Raw genomic sequence first — 14,132 nt, forward strand, 5'->3', positions numbered from 1 at the left:
TCGTTCGTCGAGGGCCGAGCGGCAGGCCTCGCCCCCGACACGCTGACGTACGAGCGACACGGGCAAGGCGAGCCGACCGCCGCTCGGAGCCCAGGCCTGCGGCTCATGGGCCCTGCGGCACGGCACTCCGCCTGTCCGGCTATCGGACAGGGCGTTGCGGCGAGGCATGCGGCCGCACACACTGAGCCGACCTGGCCCTCCACAGAAAAGCGGTCCCGCCATGGGCGAACACGTGCACATCCGCCGGCCGGACGGCATGGACGTATCAGCAGCCGGTGAACTGGTCGAGACGTACCGCTGCCGGTGCGGCAGTACGTGGACCAAGGTCTACGGCATCGAAGGAGGCCAAGCGGACGAATTTCCCGGCAGCTGAACCGCCCGCCGCCGCCCGGGCACGCAGACGACCTATGAAACGGGCTCCCTGCGCCGGCATTGCCCGGATCAGGTGCTGGGGGTCGCCTTCGGGTCACCACACCCTCCGGCCTCTCAGCCCGACAGCCGCTGTCGGCCCCGGCGGACATCATTCCCTTCCGCCAAAGTCGGCTACTCCGGTCGAGCTCCCTCGCTCGCTTCATAGGCCTACTTTTCGCTTACCCCGCAGCCAGGGAGGGAAACATCCGATTTGTGAAATTTCTCCCCGTCGAAGCCGGTGCTTCTTGCCCGCGCGGCGGTGCGGCCGGCACACCGTGGCCCGGAGGGATCCCTCCCCGGCCGGCCGTCGGCGCAGGCCCTGGTTACCGTGCGGGAAGGGTGAGTTCGCCTCCGCGGTAGAAGCCTTCCCGCTCCTCGACGACGTACGGGGCCATGACCTCACGCCGCCGTTTCTCCGCGTCCGAGGACCGCCACGCGTCACACGCTTGCCTGGAGTCCCAGAGAGACACGCCGGTGATCTCCTGCCCGTCCTCGGACCAGTACGCGTACGCGTGCCGCAGGCCGTCCGGGAGGGTACCGGGGCGCCACGCACGCTCGAACTCCTCCAGCTTGCCCGGCTCGATGCGGCGCGTTGTCACCCAGACGAAACGCTCCTCCATTTCCGGCCTCCTCACGAGAGCAAATCGACCCTCCCCCTGTTCGACCACCGTAGGTCCATGGGGCCCCTTCCGCCTGGGCGCCGTCCCCGCCTGTCGTTCCCGCCCCCAGTGGCGTAGGCCGCAGTCCTCGGAGGGGCCCTCGGCGGGCCGCTCACTGGCCGCACTGCGGCACGCGGCGCCGAGGCGTGACGACCGGTCCGGCCCGTCAGAGCTGCTCGCGGATCAGGTCCTCCAGCGAGCCCTCGGGCACGGAGCCGTCGGGGGTGAGCCTGTCGACGGCCTGGGGCAGGGTCTGGGCGAGCTGGTCCGCGGCTTCCTCGGGAGAAACGCCCGCCTGCTGGGCCACGTGGTCCAGCGCCTGGTACGGGAGCGCCTGCGCGACCTCGGGGCCGCTGACCGCCTGGTTGCGGCCCCTGCCGATCCACGAGTCGGTCTGTGCGCCGAGCCCGCCCTCCTTCAGGGTGTCCAGCAGTGCGCCCAGCGGGTTGCTGCCCCCGCCGTGCGTGCCGGCCCCGCCGAGCGAGCTCAGCAGCGCCCCCAGCAGCGCACCGCCCTTGCCGCCCTGCTCGCCTCCGAGCATTCCGCCGAGCAGACTTCCCAGGTCATTGCCCATCCCCGTCACCTTCCTCGCGTGCTGGCATCCACCCCGTTATACGAGCCGCCCCCCACCACACCGGCTCCCCGGGCCCGCCGCCCCAGCGCGTTCACCCGTACGACGCCCCGCCGGGCGGTGGGCACCCCACTGCGGCCGCCCGGCCCCGACGCCGACGGGCTCCGCCGGCCGGATCACCGGCTGACGCGCTCAGCGTTGATAGGTCCCGACGAGGGTGCCGGAGGCCAGCTCTCTGCCCTTCAGGGCGCGGTGCACGTCCTCCGCATCCGGACGGTCGTGCAGCGACAGTGGCTCGGACAAGGCGTACAGGCGGAAGAAGTAGCGGTGCGGCCCGTGCCCCGGTGGCGGCATCGGCCCGCCCCAGCCCACGCGCCCGAACCCGTTGGGCCACGGCAGGCCGCCCACCGGCTTCTGCCCCTCCACCACCCCGGTGGTCCCCGGATCGATGCCGGTCACCAGCCAGTGCAGGAATGTCCGCCCCGGTGCGTCCGGATCCTCACACAGGAGCACCAGCTCCGTGGCCTCGTGGGGCACCCCCGACCAGGTCAGGGGCGGCGAGATGTTCTCGCCCTCCCCGCTGTACCGACGGGGGATCACCGCATTGTGGTCGAACGCGGTACTGCTGAGTTCAATTCCGCTCACACGCGCCGCCTTACCCGCAACTGCGGCACCGCCACCGGTCCGCACCACAAACACCCCGCTCGGCGGATACCCGAACGGCCTCCGCCGGTGCGAGGGCGAGGCGGTGGCGCGCCTGAACAGTGGACCCGCCGAGGAAGCCGCCCCGACACCGCAGCTGCGGCCAGCAGCGCCCAGGAGCTGCGCCGGCGCCTCATTCCAGATCGTTGCCGGCCAGCCGGAGTGCCACTTCCTGGAGGATGCCTTCGGTGTGCGGCTCGGCGCCCGTCTCCTCGTAGGCGTCCGCGACCGCGTCGAAGGCGGTGATGAAGCCGCTGACCAGGGCGCTCAGCGGTTCGGACAGCTGGCTCAGCATCGCCTGGCCGATCTCTTCGGTGGTCGCGTCGGCGGGAACCGTGAACTGGTCGGGAATGACCTCGCCCAGCAGATCCGAGACCAGGCTCTCGTCGACGCCGGCACGCAGACCCGTCAGGGCGGCGATGGCCTTGAGCTTGATCTCGTTCGCGGTCATGTTCCGAGGATGCCCCGGCAATGGCCGCGTCGGCATGCGCGCGGCGCGCTCGGCTTCAAGGATGGGAGCATCCGAAGCCGACGGCGGAGCGGAGGAGGGCCGAAGTGGATGCCCGAATTCCGACGACGATGCGGGCCTGGGTGGCACCCGCCGCCCGCCCGGGGACGGTCGAGTGCGCCGAGCTTCCCGTACCCGCTCCGGCGCCCGGGGAACTGCTGGTCCGGGTGCACGCGTGCGGTGTGTGCCGGACCGATCTGCACGTCCGCGACGGCGACCTGCCGCCCCACCGGGATCGGGTCGTACCCGGCCACGAGGCCGTCGGCGAGGTCGTCGCGACCGGCAGCGGGGTCACCGGACCACAGCTCGGCACCCGGGTCGGCATCCCGTGGCTGCGCAGCACGTGCGGTGCGTGCCGGTTCTGCACGCGGGGCCGGGAGAACCTGTGCCCTGCGTCCCGCTACACCGGCTGGGACGCGCACGGCGGCTACGCCGAGTACGCCACCGTGCCCGCGCGCTACGCGTACGAGCTGCCGGCCGGCTACCGCGCCGAGGACCTGGCCCCGCTGCTGTGCGCGGGGATCATCGGCTATCGGGCCCTGCGCCTGACTGACCTGCCCGAACGCGGTCGCCTCGGCATCTACGGGTTCGGCGCCTCCGCCCACCTCACGGCGCAGCTCGCCGTCGCGCAGGGCGCCGTCGTCCACGTACTCACCCGCTCCCCCGCCGCCCAGGCCCTCGCCCGGGAGCTCGGCGCAGCCTCGGCAGGCGACGCCGGCACGGGACCGCCGGAGCCGCTGGACGCCGCGATCCTCTTCGCCCCCGACGGCGCCCTCGTCCCCGTGGCCCTGGAGGCCCTGGACAGCGGCGGAACGCTGAGCATCGCGGGGATCCACCTCTCCGACATCCCCCCGCTGGACTACCAGCGCCACCTCTTCCGCGAGCGCACCGTCCGCAGCGTCACGGCCAACACCCGCGAGGACGGGCGCGCCTTCCTCGTGGCGGCCGCCGAACACCGCCTCCGCGCCACGGTCACCGCGTACGACTTCGCCCAGGCCGACACAGCCCTGGACGACCTCGCAGCCGGCAGGGTCCGAGGGGCGGCAGTGCTGCGGATGCCCGTGGGGACGTGAACGGGGAGTCCACCGGGCTGCTGTGCTGTTGCGGTGGCTATATGCCGTAAAGCAGCCAGGCCATGATCCGGTCGAGTGGGTCTTCATACGGCTGGGAGGCAGCCCGGTATACAACCCAATGAGGGGCCGGCTGCTCTGCAGTGTCTGCCGTGTACCTCACCCGCACCGGTATGCGTACCGGATGACTGGCGGCCTGCGGCTCTTGGCGGCGTTCGGCGTCGTAGGCGGACCGTCGCAGTGGATCGTGCAGGGTTTGGTAGGCGTCGATGACCTCGGCCAGTTGCGCAGCAGCCGTCGGCCCGCTCGGACGGGCGTCCGGGTGCAGGGCGCGGATCAGTGCGCGGTAGGCGCTTGTGATCTGCTCCGGGGACGCCTCCGCGTGGAGTCCGAGGACGGTGTAATGGTCGCGCGGCGGCCGCGAGGCGCCCATCTTCCTCACCTCCGGAATGACCGGTCTCTCCCATCCGTGATAAGGCGCGTCGGAAATGTTGTCAACGTAACCCTGGCGGGCTCTTCGACTGGCCGAGAAGGCCCGCTGTCCGACGCGGTAGCCGGGTCGTTGGCGACCGCGGTTTCCCGTATCGCGAGACGGTCACGCTGCACCCGCTCCTCGCGCGTCTCCCTTCGGGCTCTCGTCGTCGACGATCTCCGCGTCGACGACTTCTTCCTCCGTGCCGGACGGCCCGGTGTCGGATGTCGGACCGTCACCGCCTGCGGCGGCTCGTTGCGTGTCGTAGAGGGCGGTGCCGATCTTCTGGGCGACGGCGCCGGCGTGCTCCGTCGCCGTGCGGATGGCTGTCGTGTCCTGGCCCTTGAGCTTCTCCTTGAGGTCCGCGATGGCGGTTTCCGTCTCGGTCTTGAGGTCGGCCGGGATCTTGGACTCGTTGTCACGCAGCAGCCTCTCGGTCTGGTATACGAGCTGTTCGGCGCTGTTGCGGGTCTCGGCCTCCTCCTTGCGGCGGCGGTCTTCCTCGGCGTGCTGCTCGGCCTCGCGGATCATGCGGTCGATGTCCTGGCGGGGCAGCGAGGAGCCGCCGGTGACGGTCATCTTCTGCTCCTTGCCCGTGCCGAGGTCCTTGGCCGTGACGTGCATGATGCCGTTCGCGTCGATGTCGAAGGAGACCTCGATCTGCGGGACGCCGCGCGGGGCCGGCGGCAGACCCGTCAGCTCGAACATGCCGAGCTTCTTGTTGTACGCCGCGATCTCGCGCTCGCCCTGGTAGACCTGGATCTGCACGGACGGCTGGTTGTCCTCGGCCGTCGTGAAGATCTCCGACCGCTTGGTGGGGATGGTCGTGTTGCGCTCGATGAGCTTGGTCATGATGCCGCCCTTGGTCTCGATGCCGAGGGACAGCGGGGTCACGTCGAGGAGCAGGACGTCCTTGACCTCACCCTTGAGCACACCGGCCTGGAGGGTGGCGCCGATGGCGACGACCTCGTCCGGGTTGACGCCCTTGTGCGGATCCTTCCCGGTCAGCTCCTTGACCAGCTCCGTCACGGCCGGCATGCGGGTGGAGCCGCCGACCAGGATGACGTGGTCGATGTCCGAGACCTTGATCTTCGCGTCCTTGACCGCGTTGTGGAAGGGCGCCTTGCAGCGTTCCAGGAGGTCTGTGGTCAGCTGCTCGAACTGCGAGCGGGTGAGCTTCTCGTCCAGGTGCAGCGGGCCCTGGGCGGACGCGGAGATGTAGGGCAGGTTGATCGTCGTCTCCGTCGCGGCGGAAAGTTCGATCTTCGCCTTCTCGGCGGCCTCGCGCAGACGCTGGAGCGCCATCTTGTCCTGGGACAGGTCGATGCCGTAGCCGTTCTGGAACTGCTTCACCAGATGGTCGACGATCTTCTGGTCCCAGTCGTCTCCGCCGAGGTGGGTGTCACCGTTGGTGGACTTGACCTCCACCAGCCCCTCGCCGATCTCCAGCAGCGACACGTCGAAGGTGCCGCCGCCCAGGTCGAAGACGAGGATCGTCTGGTCGTTCTCCTTGTCCAGACCGTAAGCGAGAGCGGCGGACGTCGGCTCGTTGATGATCCTCAGCACCTTCAGCCCCGCGATCTCACCGGCCTCCTTCGTCGCGGTGCGCTGCGAGTCGTTGAAGTACGCCGGAACGGTGATCACGGCGTCCGTGACCTCCTCGCCGAGATAGGCCTCCGCGTCCCGCTTCAGCTTCTGCAGGACGCGTGCCGAGATCTCCTGTGCGGTGTACCGCTTGCCCTCGACGTCACCGGATTCGGGAAAACGCCAGCCCGCCTCGCCGATGTGGCGCTTCACGGACCGCGCGGTGCGGTCGACGTTCGTCACTGCCTGCCGCTTGGCGATCTCTCCGACCAGAACCTCTCCCCCCTTGCCGAAGGCCACCACGGAGGGGGTGGTCCTGTTTCCTTCGGTGTTGGTGATGACCGTGGGCTCGCCGCCCTCCAGGACCGCAACGACGGAGTTGGTCGTGCCCAGGTCGATCCCGACTGCGCGTGCCATCATCGGCTCCTCTCGGATCTGTGAACCTTTCGGCTTGTCAATGCGCCGACGTCCCCAGCAGGGCCGCGGCTGTACCGGTCTGGTGCAGGAGACGCCGCACCAGGGGTGAGGTGACGCCCGCCAAGCGCAGAACGGTGCCCCTTTCAGAGGCCCGGCGCCGGGCTTCCAGCAGGACCCCGAGTCCGTAGCAGTCGCAGAACTCGACTCCGCTAAGGTCGACCTCCACCGTCCGCACGCCATCGGACAATGCCTCATCCAGGGTCACCCGGAGCTGCGGCGCGCTCAGGATGTCGATCTCTCCCGACAGGGCGACCTTGAGGTGCCCGTCGGCGCGCTGCCTGACCGTGGCCGCGAGAGGTGGTGTTTCGGACATGACGCGTACCTCTCTTCCTCCACCGGCTGACGTGGCAGCCGCGGGACCGAGGAGGGAGGGCAGCCCGGGGGGAAGGCCGGGCCGCCCTCCGCATTCCTGCCGCGCGTCCGTCAGGCGTTGATCTCCCCGCGTGAGCCGTCTGCGGCCCGGATCTCGATCTTCCGGGGCTTCGCCTTCTCCGCGACCGGAATGCTCAGCCGCAGGACGCCGCCCTCGTAGGAGGCCTCGATCCGTTCGGTGTCCAGCGTCTCACCGAGGAACAGCCGGCGGCTGAAGGTGCCGGAAGGGCGCTCCGTGATCAGCACGTCGCTGCCGTCTCCGGAGGCGGTGGTCCGCCGCTCAGCCCTGATGGTGAGCACGTCCTGGTCGACAGCCAGATCGATGGACCCGGGGTCCATGCCGGGCAGGTCCACCTCGACGACGAAGGCGTCACCCTCGCGGAAGGCATCCATGGGCATGGCCGCCGGCCGGGCCCCGGTTCCCAGGACCTGCTGGGTGAGCCGGTCCAGTTCAAGGAAAGGATCAGTCCGCATGAGCATCGTCGTTCACTCCTCTCCCGACTCGTCACAGATGCGCATGGCGACACCATCTATATAGCGCGCTGCAATAAACTTGACAAGAGTCGACTCAAGGAGGCCGGCCCGGGCCGAGCGATCACGATGTCGGCAGCTCGTATACGGAGACGTGGTAGCTGCTGGAGTCTTTGAAGGGCACGCCAGACCATCCTCCGGTGCCGCAGGCGTAGTCCGGCAGCCGCGGCCATCGGGCGGCGGGTCCTGGGGGCGCGCGGGGGGCATCGTGGCCTCCGGTGTGGGGCGAGGTCCGGGTGCGGGCGGGCTGCCCGGGCGCGGTAGGCGCGGCGTGCGGCGGCGGTTCCCATGCTCCAGCGGACCATCAGCGCTCGAACGCCGCTTTGGCCAACGCCGTTGCGCTTCCACCCGGCGGGCCGCAGCTCGCGCCGAAGCTCTGCAGGCGGGGCGTACCAGGTGTTCGCCGAGGTGGTCGGTACTTCTTGACAAGGGGTGAATTCCCCCGACCGGAATGAATAGCCGTGAATGGCCGGAGGGCGGACGAAATGAATCCATCGCGGCGGCTGAGGTGAACTCCCGGCGCCCCTCTACCCGTGTTGACCTGCACATACGGGCGGGTATGCTGTGGTCGCGCTTCGGGGAGGACGTGCGCTCCCGCTGCGGAACGACCACAGGGGGAGAGGTAAGTGCTGGAGAGCATCGGCCTTGAGAATCGTGACCGTGACGTTTATCGGGCGCTTCTCGTCCACCCCGACTGGGATATGCGGGACATTGCACAGAATTTGGGCATGGGGGAAGCGGAGGTCCGGGAGACGCTGGACCGTCTGACCGAGTTCTCGCTGCTGCGCTCCGCCTCCGGAACCGAACCGCTCGTCCCGGCCAGCCCCGAGCTCGGGCTCCTTCCCCTGCTCCAGGTCATGGAAGCCGAACTGGACGAACACCGGGCCAGGCTCTCCCGGGACCGGGCGATGCTGGCGGCCCTGACGTCGGAGTACACCGCGCGGCGGGTGCAGAACGACGTGGCGGGCGTCGAGCGTCTCGTGGGCGTGGAGGCGGTCCGCTCCCGTCTCACGCAGCTGGCCCAGGGTGCCGTCTCCGAGGTGCGGGCGTTCATGCCGGGCCCGGCGCTCAGCCAGGCGGCGCTGGACGCGTCGCGCCCCCTCGACGTGCAGAACCTGACGCGGGGCGTGCGGATGCAGACCGTCTACCTGGAGACGGTGCGCAAGGACCCTGCGACGGTCGAGTACGCCACCTGGTTCGCCCAGCAGGGGGGCCAGACGCGGACCATGCCCTCGCTGCCCATGCGCCTCATCATCTGCGACCGTTCCGTGGCCGTACTGCCGGTGAAGCCCGACGCGAGCGAGCAGGGGGCGTTCGTCATCCGGCTCACCAGCATCGTCACCGCGCTCAACCAGCTCTTCGACCTGACGTGGGAGCGTGCCACCCCGCTGGGCGAGCCCTCCTCCCTCCCCTGTGACGGGCCCAGCGAGCGCGAACTGGCGCTGCTCAGGATGCTCGAGGACGGCCACACCGACGAAGTGATCGCGCGCAAGCTCGGGGTGTCGATCCGTACGGTCCGCCGTCTGATGGCCGACCTGCTCAAGACGCTGAACGCCGAAAGCCGATTCCAGGCCGGCGTACAGGCCACGCGGCGCGGGTGGATCTGACCCGGCCGTCCCTTTCGATTTCGCCGGCCGTGGCCTCCTTATGCCATGGCACGAGGTGGCCGGATCAGTTCTCCTTTGATGTGCTCAAAGGATGACTATGGTGTGCCGGTGTATGCGATCAAGGTATTACTGCAATCGCCGTACGGAGCCCGGACCACCGGCGCGCGCGGCAGCGCCGACATCGGGGAACGGATCCTCGTCGACCCCCAGCCGGGTATCGCCCATGTGAGCCTGGTCCCGCTGTCCTCGCAGGTCGTGGCCATGACCTTCGTGGTCGCCGCCGATCTCCGAGCCGCCGAACGGCTGGCCGCCGCGGCTTGGGACACCTGGCTCGGCCGTGAATGGTCCGCCGACTGGAAGATGTCGTCGTGCGGGGCCGATCTGCTGTTGGGCGTCTGGGCGGCCGCGGAATCCTTCGTCCATGGAACTGGCTTGAATTGACCTGTTGATGCCATGACCTACATGGGCCATGCGGAACCGTCGACACCGGCTAGAGGCTGCGGCCAGTATCAATCGAGACGGGGTACCGCCCCGCGGCAGACCCTTACACAGCTCATCGCCTTTCTCTCGTGCCTTCCCCACCCACCCGTGTGGTTCCGGCATGCCATTTTCCTTGAGGGGTAACCGTGCACAACCGCATGAACCGACTGTTCCGGATGGCCGTTCTCTCCCTTCTCGTCGCCCTTCCTGTCCTTTTCGCCGGCGGCGTGGTTCCCGGCCCGGCCACGGCGTCCGCACCGGCGTCCGCACCGGCGGCGGACGAGTACGTGGACCTGGCGGCGCCCGGCAACTGGGCCTGGGACTAGGCGACCCCTCCCCGTCCCGCTCCGGACGGGCGCGGGCGGTACCCCCTGACTGACGACTCCCCGGCACGAGCCGAGAAAGAAGCGCCACTGATGCAGACCGACATGACGCCGGGCGAACTCACCGACCGCGTGCGGGCCATCTGGGCCGAGGTCCTCGGCCGCTCCGACTTCAGCGACAGCGAGAGCTTCTTCGAGACGGGCGGGCACTCCCTGCTGGCGTCCAAGGTCATGGCACGGCTCGGCCGTGCGGTCGGCACGCGGCTCTCCATGCAGCTGATCTTCGACCACCGCACGGTGGAGCAGCTGGCGGCCGCCGTGCACGCCCAGCTGGCCGCCGGGAACCCCGCGACCGCGGCCGCTGCGGAGACGACGACGGCATGACCCCCGCGTAACAGTGAACCACCCCCCTCTTTCCTGGAGCCACCCCATGTCTCATCACGTCGTCGCCAACGGCGAAGGCCAGCACTCGCTCTGGCCGAACGCCCTGGACGTGCCCTCCGGCTGGCGGGCCACCGGGTTCTCCGGGACCGAGGAGGACTGCCTCGGGCACATCGCGGAGGTCTGGACCGACATGCGCCCCCGCTCCCTGCGCGAGCTGTCCGCGGCCGGCCCCCACGTCCTGGCGACCGAGCGGTTCGTCCTGCGGGAGCTGACCGCCGGCCAGGTCGCCGCGCTGCTCCGCGACGACGCGCCGGGCGACGATCAGGCCCCGGGCTACCCCACCGCGGGGACGCGCGCCGCGGCCACGGCGTTCGGGAGGCGGACCGCGGACCAGCACCTGCGGGGCTTCGGCATGTACCAGGTCGTACGCTGCGCCGACGGCCGGGTGATCGGCGACATCGGCTTCCACGCCCCGCCGCACGAGGGCTGCGTCGAGGTGGGCTTCGGCCTCGTGGAATCCGGCCGTGGCGCCGGGTACGCGAGCGGCGCGCTGCTCGAACTGACCCGCTGGGCGCTGGACCAGCCCGGCGTCACCACCGTCGTCGCGCGCACCGCGAAGGACAACCTCGCGTCGCAGGCCGTACTGGAGCGGGCCGGCTTCCACCGCGGCGCCGAAGAGGCGGAGCTGTTCCACTACACCCGCGTACGGGGTGCCGCATGACGGTGGCCACCCGGCCGGGCGCCGTGCTCTGGCACCCCAAGGACATCCCGGCCTCCGCGACGATCCACGGCGCTGTCGCCGCCGCGGCGGCGCTGCGCCCCGACGCGGTCGCCCTGCGGTACGGGGACGGCCTGACGGTCGGCTACGCGGAACTGGACGCGGCGGCGAACCGGCTCGCCGCCGAGCTGCTGGAACGGGGCGTCGGCGAGGGCGACTTCGTACCCGTCCTGGTTCCGGACGGGCCCGTACTGCCCGCCGTGCTCCTGGCGGTGCTCAAGACCGGTGCGGCCTATGTGGCGCTGCCGGTCGACTGGCCGGCCGGGCGGCTCCAGCAGATCGCCGACCGGTGTGACGCCCGTGTCCAGCTCGTCGGGGACACCGTGGCGGTCGCGCCGGCAGGACCGCAGAGCGTGCGCGTCCCGGCCGAGGTCGTGGCCCTCGCGCCGGAGCGGAGCGGGGAACCGGTCCCCGCCGCCGGCTCGGCGGACTCGCCGGCCTGCGTCTTCTTCACCTCCGGCTCCACCGGCGAGCCCAAGGGGGCCGTGTCACCGCACGCGGCGACCCTGCGCCTGTTCACGCCCGCCCCCTACTCCTGCGAGCCGGTCGCGCCGTTCGGCGACTGCCCGGACCTGTTCCCCGGGCGGGGCCCCCTCGCGCACTTCGGTCCGCGCACCGTCGCGCTGCGCACGTCCTCGGTCGCCTGGGACCTGGCCTCCATGGAGACCTGGGGGCCGCTGCTGAACGGCGGCTCGGTGGTCTACGGTCCGCCCGGTCCGCTCACCCCGGCCGCCGTCCGGGAAGCGGTGAAGGCCCACGGCGTCAACACGCTGCTGATGACGGCCTCGCTCTTCAACACCCTCGTGGACGAGGCCCCCGAGTGCTTCGACGGGATCACCCAGACGCTCTCCGGCGGCGAGCGGATGTCGACGGAACACGCGCGACGGCTGCTGACGGCCCACCCGGCGATCCACCTGGTGAACGGATACGGGCCGGTCGAGTGCACCATCCTGGCCACGACGGTCCGCGTCCATGACGCGGCCGCCCTGGAGGGCGTCGTCGACGCGCCCATCGGCACGCCGCTGCCCGGCACCCTCGTGGTCGTGACGCGGGAGGACGGCACCGTCGCTGACCGGGGCGAGACCGGCGAGATCCTGCTGGGCGGCCCGGGACTCGTCAGCGAGTACCTCGCGGACCCCATGCAGACGGCGGAACGTTTCGTCGAGTCGGTGCTCCCGGCCGAGACCACCGGTCTGCAGGACGACACCCGCGTCCGGCTCTACCGGACCGGCGATCTCGGCGTGGTCGACGAGGACGGCGTGCTCTGGTACCGCGGCCGCGTGGACCGCCAGCTCAAGATCCGCGGAGTGCGCGTCGAGCCGGCGGAGACCGAGGCCGCGCTGCGCCGCGAGCCGGGCGTGCACGACGCCGCCGTGGTCCCGCTGCGCGATGTGCAGGACCGGCCCGTCGGGCTGGCCGCCTGGGTCACCGGCGAGCGGGGGCTGGACGTCACGGCGCTGCGGGAGAAGCTGGCCTCGCTGCTGCCCGGCCCCCTGGCGCCGCGGTGGATAGGCCGGCTCGACGCCTACCCGCGGGGCGGCTCGGGCAAGACGGACTACGCGGAGCTGGAACGCCTCGCCGCCCGTCAGGTCACCGCGCCGAGCGGCTCCACGCCCGCGCGGGGCCCGGAGGAGGAGCTGGTGGCGGCCGTGTTCGCGGCCGTACTGGGCGCCCCGCGGGCCTGGGCGGACACGCACCTGATCCACTCCGGCGGCGATTCCCTGGCCGCCGTCCGGATCGCGCACCGGCTCACGCTCGCCGCCGGCCGCCGGGTCACCGCCGCCGACGTGCTGTCCTCCCCCCGGGTCTTCGAACTCGCGGCGCGCATGCGCGAGCTGCCCCGGACGGCCGCTGCCGCGCCGGGCGCGCACGACGGGAGCGAGACCGCCGAGTGGGAACTGTCCGCGGGACAGATCCGGATCTGGCTCACCGAGCAGCTCGCCCCGGGATGCCCGCAGAACCTGGTCCAGCGCACCACCGAACTCGAAGGACCGCTCGACATCGAGGCGTTGCGCGCCGCCCTGGGCGATGTGATCGACTGCCATCCGGTCCTGCGGACGGTCTACCTCGAGGACGAGGACGGCGTGCCGTTCCAGCGGATCCTGCCGCCCGGCGGCCCCGCGCCCCTGGAGGAGATCCGCGTCCCGGCGGCCGAGCTGCCGGCGCGTGCCCGGGCCTTCGCCGCCGCCCCGGTGGACCTCACCACGGGCCCCGTGCTGCGGCTCGGCGTGCTGCACGACCCGGACGCGGCGGGGCGCGCCACCGCGGTACTGGCCGTGCACCACATCGCGGTGGACGGCTGGTCCCTCCCCGTCATCGTCGAGGACCTGCGCTGCGCCTACGAGGCGCGCTCGCGCGGGCAAGCCCCCGTCCTGCCCGCGGAGGCCGTGGGATACGCGGCCTGGCACGGCGCGGAGGCGGCCACGGCCGATCCCGCCGAACGGGAGCGGCGGGTCGGGGCGTGGCGTGCGGAGCTCGCGGGAGTCCAGGACGTACCGATCACCGCGCCGCCCGCCACGGCCGCGCCCGCCCCCGGCGGGGAGGTCGGCCTCATCGCGGCGCCCGTCGCGCCCGGAGCCGGTGCCGCGGTGCGTGACCTCGCCCGTTCGACGGCGGCCACCCCGGCCGTCGTGCTGCTGGCGGTGTTCGCGCAGGCGGTCTCCGACATCACCGGCGCGCGCCGGTTCTGCGTGGCCGTCCCGGTGGCGGGACGGTCGGACCCCGGGCTCGCCCGCACGGTGGGCTTCTGCGTGAACACCGTCCCCGTGCGCGTCGACACCGAGCCGGGTACGGACCCGCTCTCGCTCGTGCCGGCGCTGCGGCGGCGCTTCCTGCGGGCGCTGCGCGACGAACTCCCGTTCAACGACGTCGTGGCGGCGGCCGGCGGGGACCGAGGCCACCGGATGCCGCTCGTACAGGTCTGCATGGCCTACCAGACGGATGCCGACGCCCCCCTGACCCTGCCGCCCGCCCTCTCGCGCCCCGCCCCGACCCCGGCCGGCGACGGTGGCTTCGAGCTCACCTGGGAACTCTGGCCGAACCATGCCGCAGCCGCGGACGGCGGGATCGCGGGCACCGTGCAGTTCCGCACCGGGGCCTTCCCCGCCGGCGCGGCCCGTTCGCTGCGGGAGCGGCTCGACGCCCTGCTCAGCGCGCTGCCCGTCCCCCCCGCAGCCTTCCAGCCCCACAGAAAGTGACACCAC

The 14,132-nt window shown here is 71.4% G+C and carries 15 protein-coding genes and 1 riboswitch; of the genes, 7 read left to right on the forward strand and 8 right to left on the reverse strand.

Annotated features, from left to right (window positions below):
- Positions 1-401: 401 nt before the first annotated feature.
- A riboswitch (TPP riboswitch) is annotated at positions 402-574 on the reverse strand.
- Between the two features lie 160 nt (positions 575-734).
- The 4 genes from B4U46_RS28380 to B4U46_RS28395 form a co-directional block, all read right to left on the reverse strand.
- Positions 735-1,031 carry a putative quinol monooxygenase gene (locus tag B4U46_RS28380; RefSeq protein WP_079430502.1) on the reverse strand — a complete coding sequence of 99 codons (297 nt, stop codon included), beginning with the start codon at positions 1,029-1,031 and terminating at the stop codon, positions 735-737.
- A 205-nt stretch (positions 1,032-1,236) separates the two neighbouring features.
- On the reverse strand, positions 1,237-1,644 hold the full coding sequence (locus B4U46_RS28385; RefSeq protein ID WP_199848287.1) for a YidB family protein: 408 nt from the start codon (positions 1,642-1,644) through the stop codon (positions 1,237-1,239).
- 189 nt (positions 1,645-1,833) lie between these two features.
- On the reverse strand, positions 1,834-2,286 hold the full coding sequence (locus tag B4U46_RS28390; protein ID WP_079430504.1) for a YbhB/YbcL family Raf kinase inhibitor-like protein: 453 nt from the start codon (positions 2,284-2,286) through the stop codon (positions 1,834-1,836).
- Between the two features lie 190 nt (positions 2,287-2,476).
- Positions 2,477-2,794, reverse strand: a complete 318-nt coding sequence (locus tag B4U46_RS28395; RefSeq protein ID WP_079430506.1) for a hypothetical protein — start codon at positions 2,792-2,794, stop codon at positions 2,477-2,479.
- A gap of 128 nt (positions 2,795-2,922) precedes the next feature.
- Here B4U46_RS28395 and B4U46_RS28400 point away from each other — a divergent pair, with 128 nt between their 5' ends.
- The gene (locus B4U46_RS28400) at positions 2,923-3,924 is read left to right on the forward strand and encodes a zinc-dependent alcohol dehydrogenase family protein (RefSeq protein ID WP_079430508.1); all 1,002 of its coding nucleotides are present in this window, start codon (positions 2,923-2,925) and stop codon (positions 3,922-3,924) included.
- Between the two features lie 37 nt (positions 3,925-3,961).
- Here B4U46_RS28400 and B4U46_RS28405 read toward each other — a convergent pair whose 3' ends face one another.
- The 4 genes from B4U46_RS28405 to B4U46_RS28420 all read right to left on the reverse strand — a co-directional run bounded on the left by B4U46_RS28405 (position 3,962) and on the right by B4U46_RS28420 (position 7,306).
- Positions 3,962-4,354, reverse strand: coding sequence for a J domain-containing protein (locus tag B4U46_RS28405; RefSeq protein ID WP_079430509.1), 393 nt, complete (start codon positions 4,352-4,354; stop codon positions 3,962-3,964).
- Between the two features lie 162 nt (positions 4,355-4,516).
- On the reverse strand, positions 4,517-6,394 hold the full coding sequence (gene dnaK, locus B4U46_RS28410; protein ID WP_079430510.1) for a molecular chaperone DnaK: 1,878 nt from the start codon (positions 6,392-6,394) through the stop codon (positions 4,517-4,519).
- A 37-nt stretch (positions 6,395-6,431) separates the two neighbouring features.
- Entirely contained in the window at positions 6,432-6,767 is a 336-nt protein-coding gene (locus B4U46_RS28415; protein WP_079430511.1) for an STAS domain-containing protein, read from the reverse strand.
- Between the two features lie 110 nt (positions 6,768-6,877).
- The gene (locus B4U46_RS28420) at positions 6,878-7,306 is read right to left on the reverse strand and encodes an Hsp20/alpha crystallin family protein (protein ID WP_079430512.1); all 429 of its coding nucleotides are present in this window, start codon (positions 7,304-7,306) and stop codon (positions 6,878-6,880) included.
- 779 nt (positions 7,307-8,085) lie between these two features.
- Between B4U46_RS28420 and B4U46_RS28425 the strand changes: the two genes are divergently transcribed.
- From B4U46_RS28425 to B4U46_RS28450, 6 genes are all read left to right on the forward strand, one after another.
- The gene (locus tag B4U46_RS28425; protein ID WP_237293151.1) at positions 8,086-8,964 is read left to right on the forward strand and encodes a helix-turn-helix transcriptional regulator; all 879 of its coding nucleotides are present in this window, start codon (positions 8,086-8,088) and stop codon (positions 8,962-8,964) included.
- A 108-nt stretch (positions 8,965-9,072) separates the two neighbouring features.
- Positions 9,073-9,405, forward strand: coding sequence for a hypothetical protein (locus tag B4U46_RS28430; RefSeq protein ID WP_123995247.1), 333 nt, complete (start codon positions 9,073-9,075; stop codon positions 9,403-9,405).
- A 197-nt stretch (positions 9,406-9,602) separates the two neighbouring features.
- The gene (locus B4U46_RS28435) at positions 9,603-9,770 is read left to right on the forward strand and encodes a hypothetical protein (RefSeq protein WP_159402128.1); all 168 of its coding nucleotides are present in this window, start codon (positions 9,603-9,605) and stop codon (positions 9,768-9,770) included.
- A 90-nt stretch (positions 9,771-9,860) separates the two neighbouring features.
- Positions 9,861-10,151, forward strand: coding sequence for a phosphopantetheine-binding protein (locus tag B4U46_RS28440; protein WP_079430516.1), 291 nt, complete (start codon positions 9,861-9,863; stop codon positions 10,149-10,151).
- 46 nt (positions 10,152-10,197) lie between these two features.
- Positions 10,198-10,872 (forward strand): GNAT family N-acetyltransferase, encoded by a 675-nt coding sequence (locus B4U46_RS28445; protein ID WP_079430517.1) that lies wholly within the window; start codon positions 10,198-10,200, stop codon positions 10,870-10,872.
- On the forward strand, positions 10,869-14,126 hold the full coding sequence (locus B4U46_RS28450) for an AMP-binding protein (protein WP_079430518.1): 3,258 nt from the start codon (positions 10,869-10,871) through the stop codon (positions 14,124-14,126). Before B4U46_RS28445 ends, B4U46_RS28450 begins: the two co-directional genes overlap by 4 nt.
- Positions 14,127-14,132 lie beyond the last annotated feature (6 nt).

The sequence above is a fragment of the Streptomyces katrae genome, assembly GCF_002028425.1.
Taxonomy (GTDB): domain Bacteria; phylum Actinomycetota; class Actinomycetes; order Streptomycetales; family Streptomycetaceae; genus Streptomyces; species Streptomyces katrae_A.

Excerpts from the sequence above, each read along its gene's own strand:
- B4U46_RS28380 (WP_079430502.1), bottom strand. The coding sequence starts at position 1,031 with ATGGAGGAGCGTTTCGTCTGGGTGACAACGCGCCGCATCGAGCCGGGC.
- B4U46_RS28385 (WP_199848287.1), bottom strand. The coding sequence starts at position 1,644 with ATGGGCAATGACCTGGGAAGTCTGCTCGGCGGAATGCTCGGAGGCGAG.
- B4U46_RS28395 (WP_079430506.1), bottom strand. The coding sequence starts at position 2,794 with ATGACCGCGAACGAGATCAAGCTCAAGGCCATCGCCGCCCTGACGGGT.
- B4U46_RS28400 (WP_079430508.1), top strand. The coding sequence starts at position 2,923 with ATGCGGGCCTGGGTGGCACCCGCCGCCCGCCCGGGGACGGTCGAGTGC.
- B4U46_RS28405 (WP_079430509.1), bottom strand. The coding sequence starts at position 4,354 with ATGGGCGCCTCGCGGCCGCCGCGCGACCATTACACCGTCCTCGGACTC.
- dnaK (WP_079430510.1), bottom strand. The coding sequence starts at position 6,394 with ATGGCACGCGCAGTCGGGATCGACCTGGGCACGACCAACTCCGTCGTT.
- B4U46_RS28415 (WP_079430511.1), bottom strand. The coding sequence starts at position 6,767 with ATGTCCGAAACACCACCTCTCGCGGCCACGGTCAGGCAGCGCGCCGAC.
- B4U46_RS28420 (WP_079430512.1), bottom strand. The coding sequence starts at position 7,306 with ATGCTCATGCGGACTGATCCTTTCCTTGAACTGGACCGGCTCACCCAG.
- B4U46_RS28425 (WP_237293151.1), top strand. The coding sequence starts at position 8,086 with ATGGGGGAAGCGGAGGTCCGGGAGACGCTGGACCGTCTGACCGAGTTC.
- B4U46_RS28435 (WP_159402128.1), top strand. The coding sequence starts at position 9,603 with ATGAACCGACTGTTCCGGATGGCCGTTCTCTCCCTTCTCGTCGCCCTT.
- B4U46_RS28440 (WP_079430516.1), top strand. The coding sequence starts at position 9,861 with ATGCAGACCGACATGACGCCGGGCGAACTCACCGACCGCGTGCGGGCC.
- B4U46_RS28445 (WP_079430517.1), top strand. The coding sequence starts at position 10,198 with ATGTCTCATCACGTCGTCGCCAACGGCGAAGGCCAGCACTCGCTCTGG.
- B4U46_RS28450 (WP_079430518.1), top strand. The coding sequence starts at position 10,869 with ATGACGGTGGCCACCCGGCCGGGCGCCGTGCTCTGGCACCCCAAGGAC.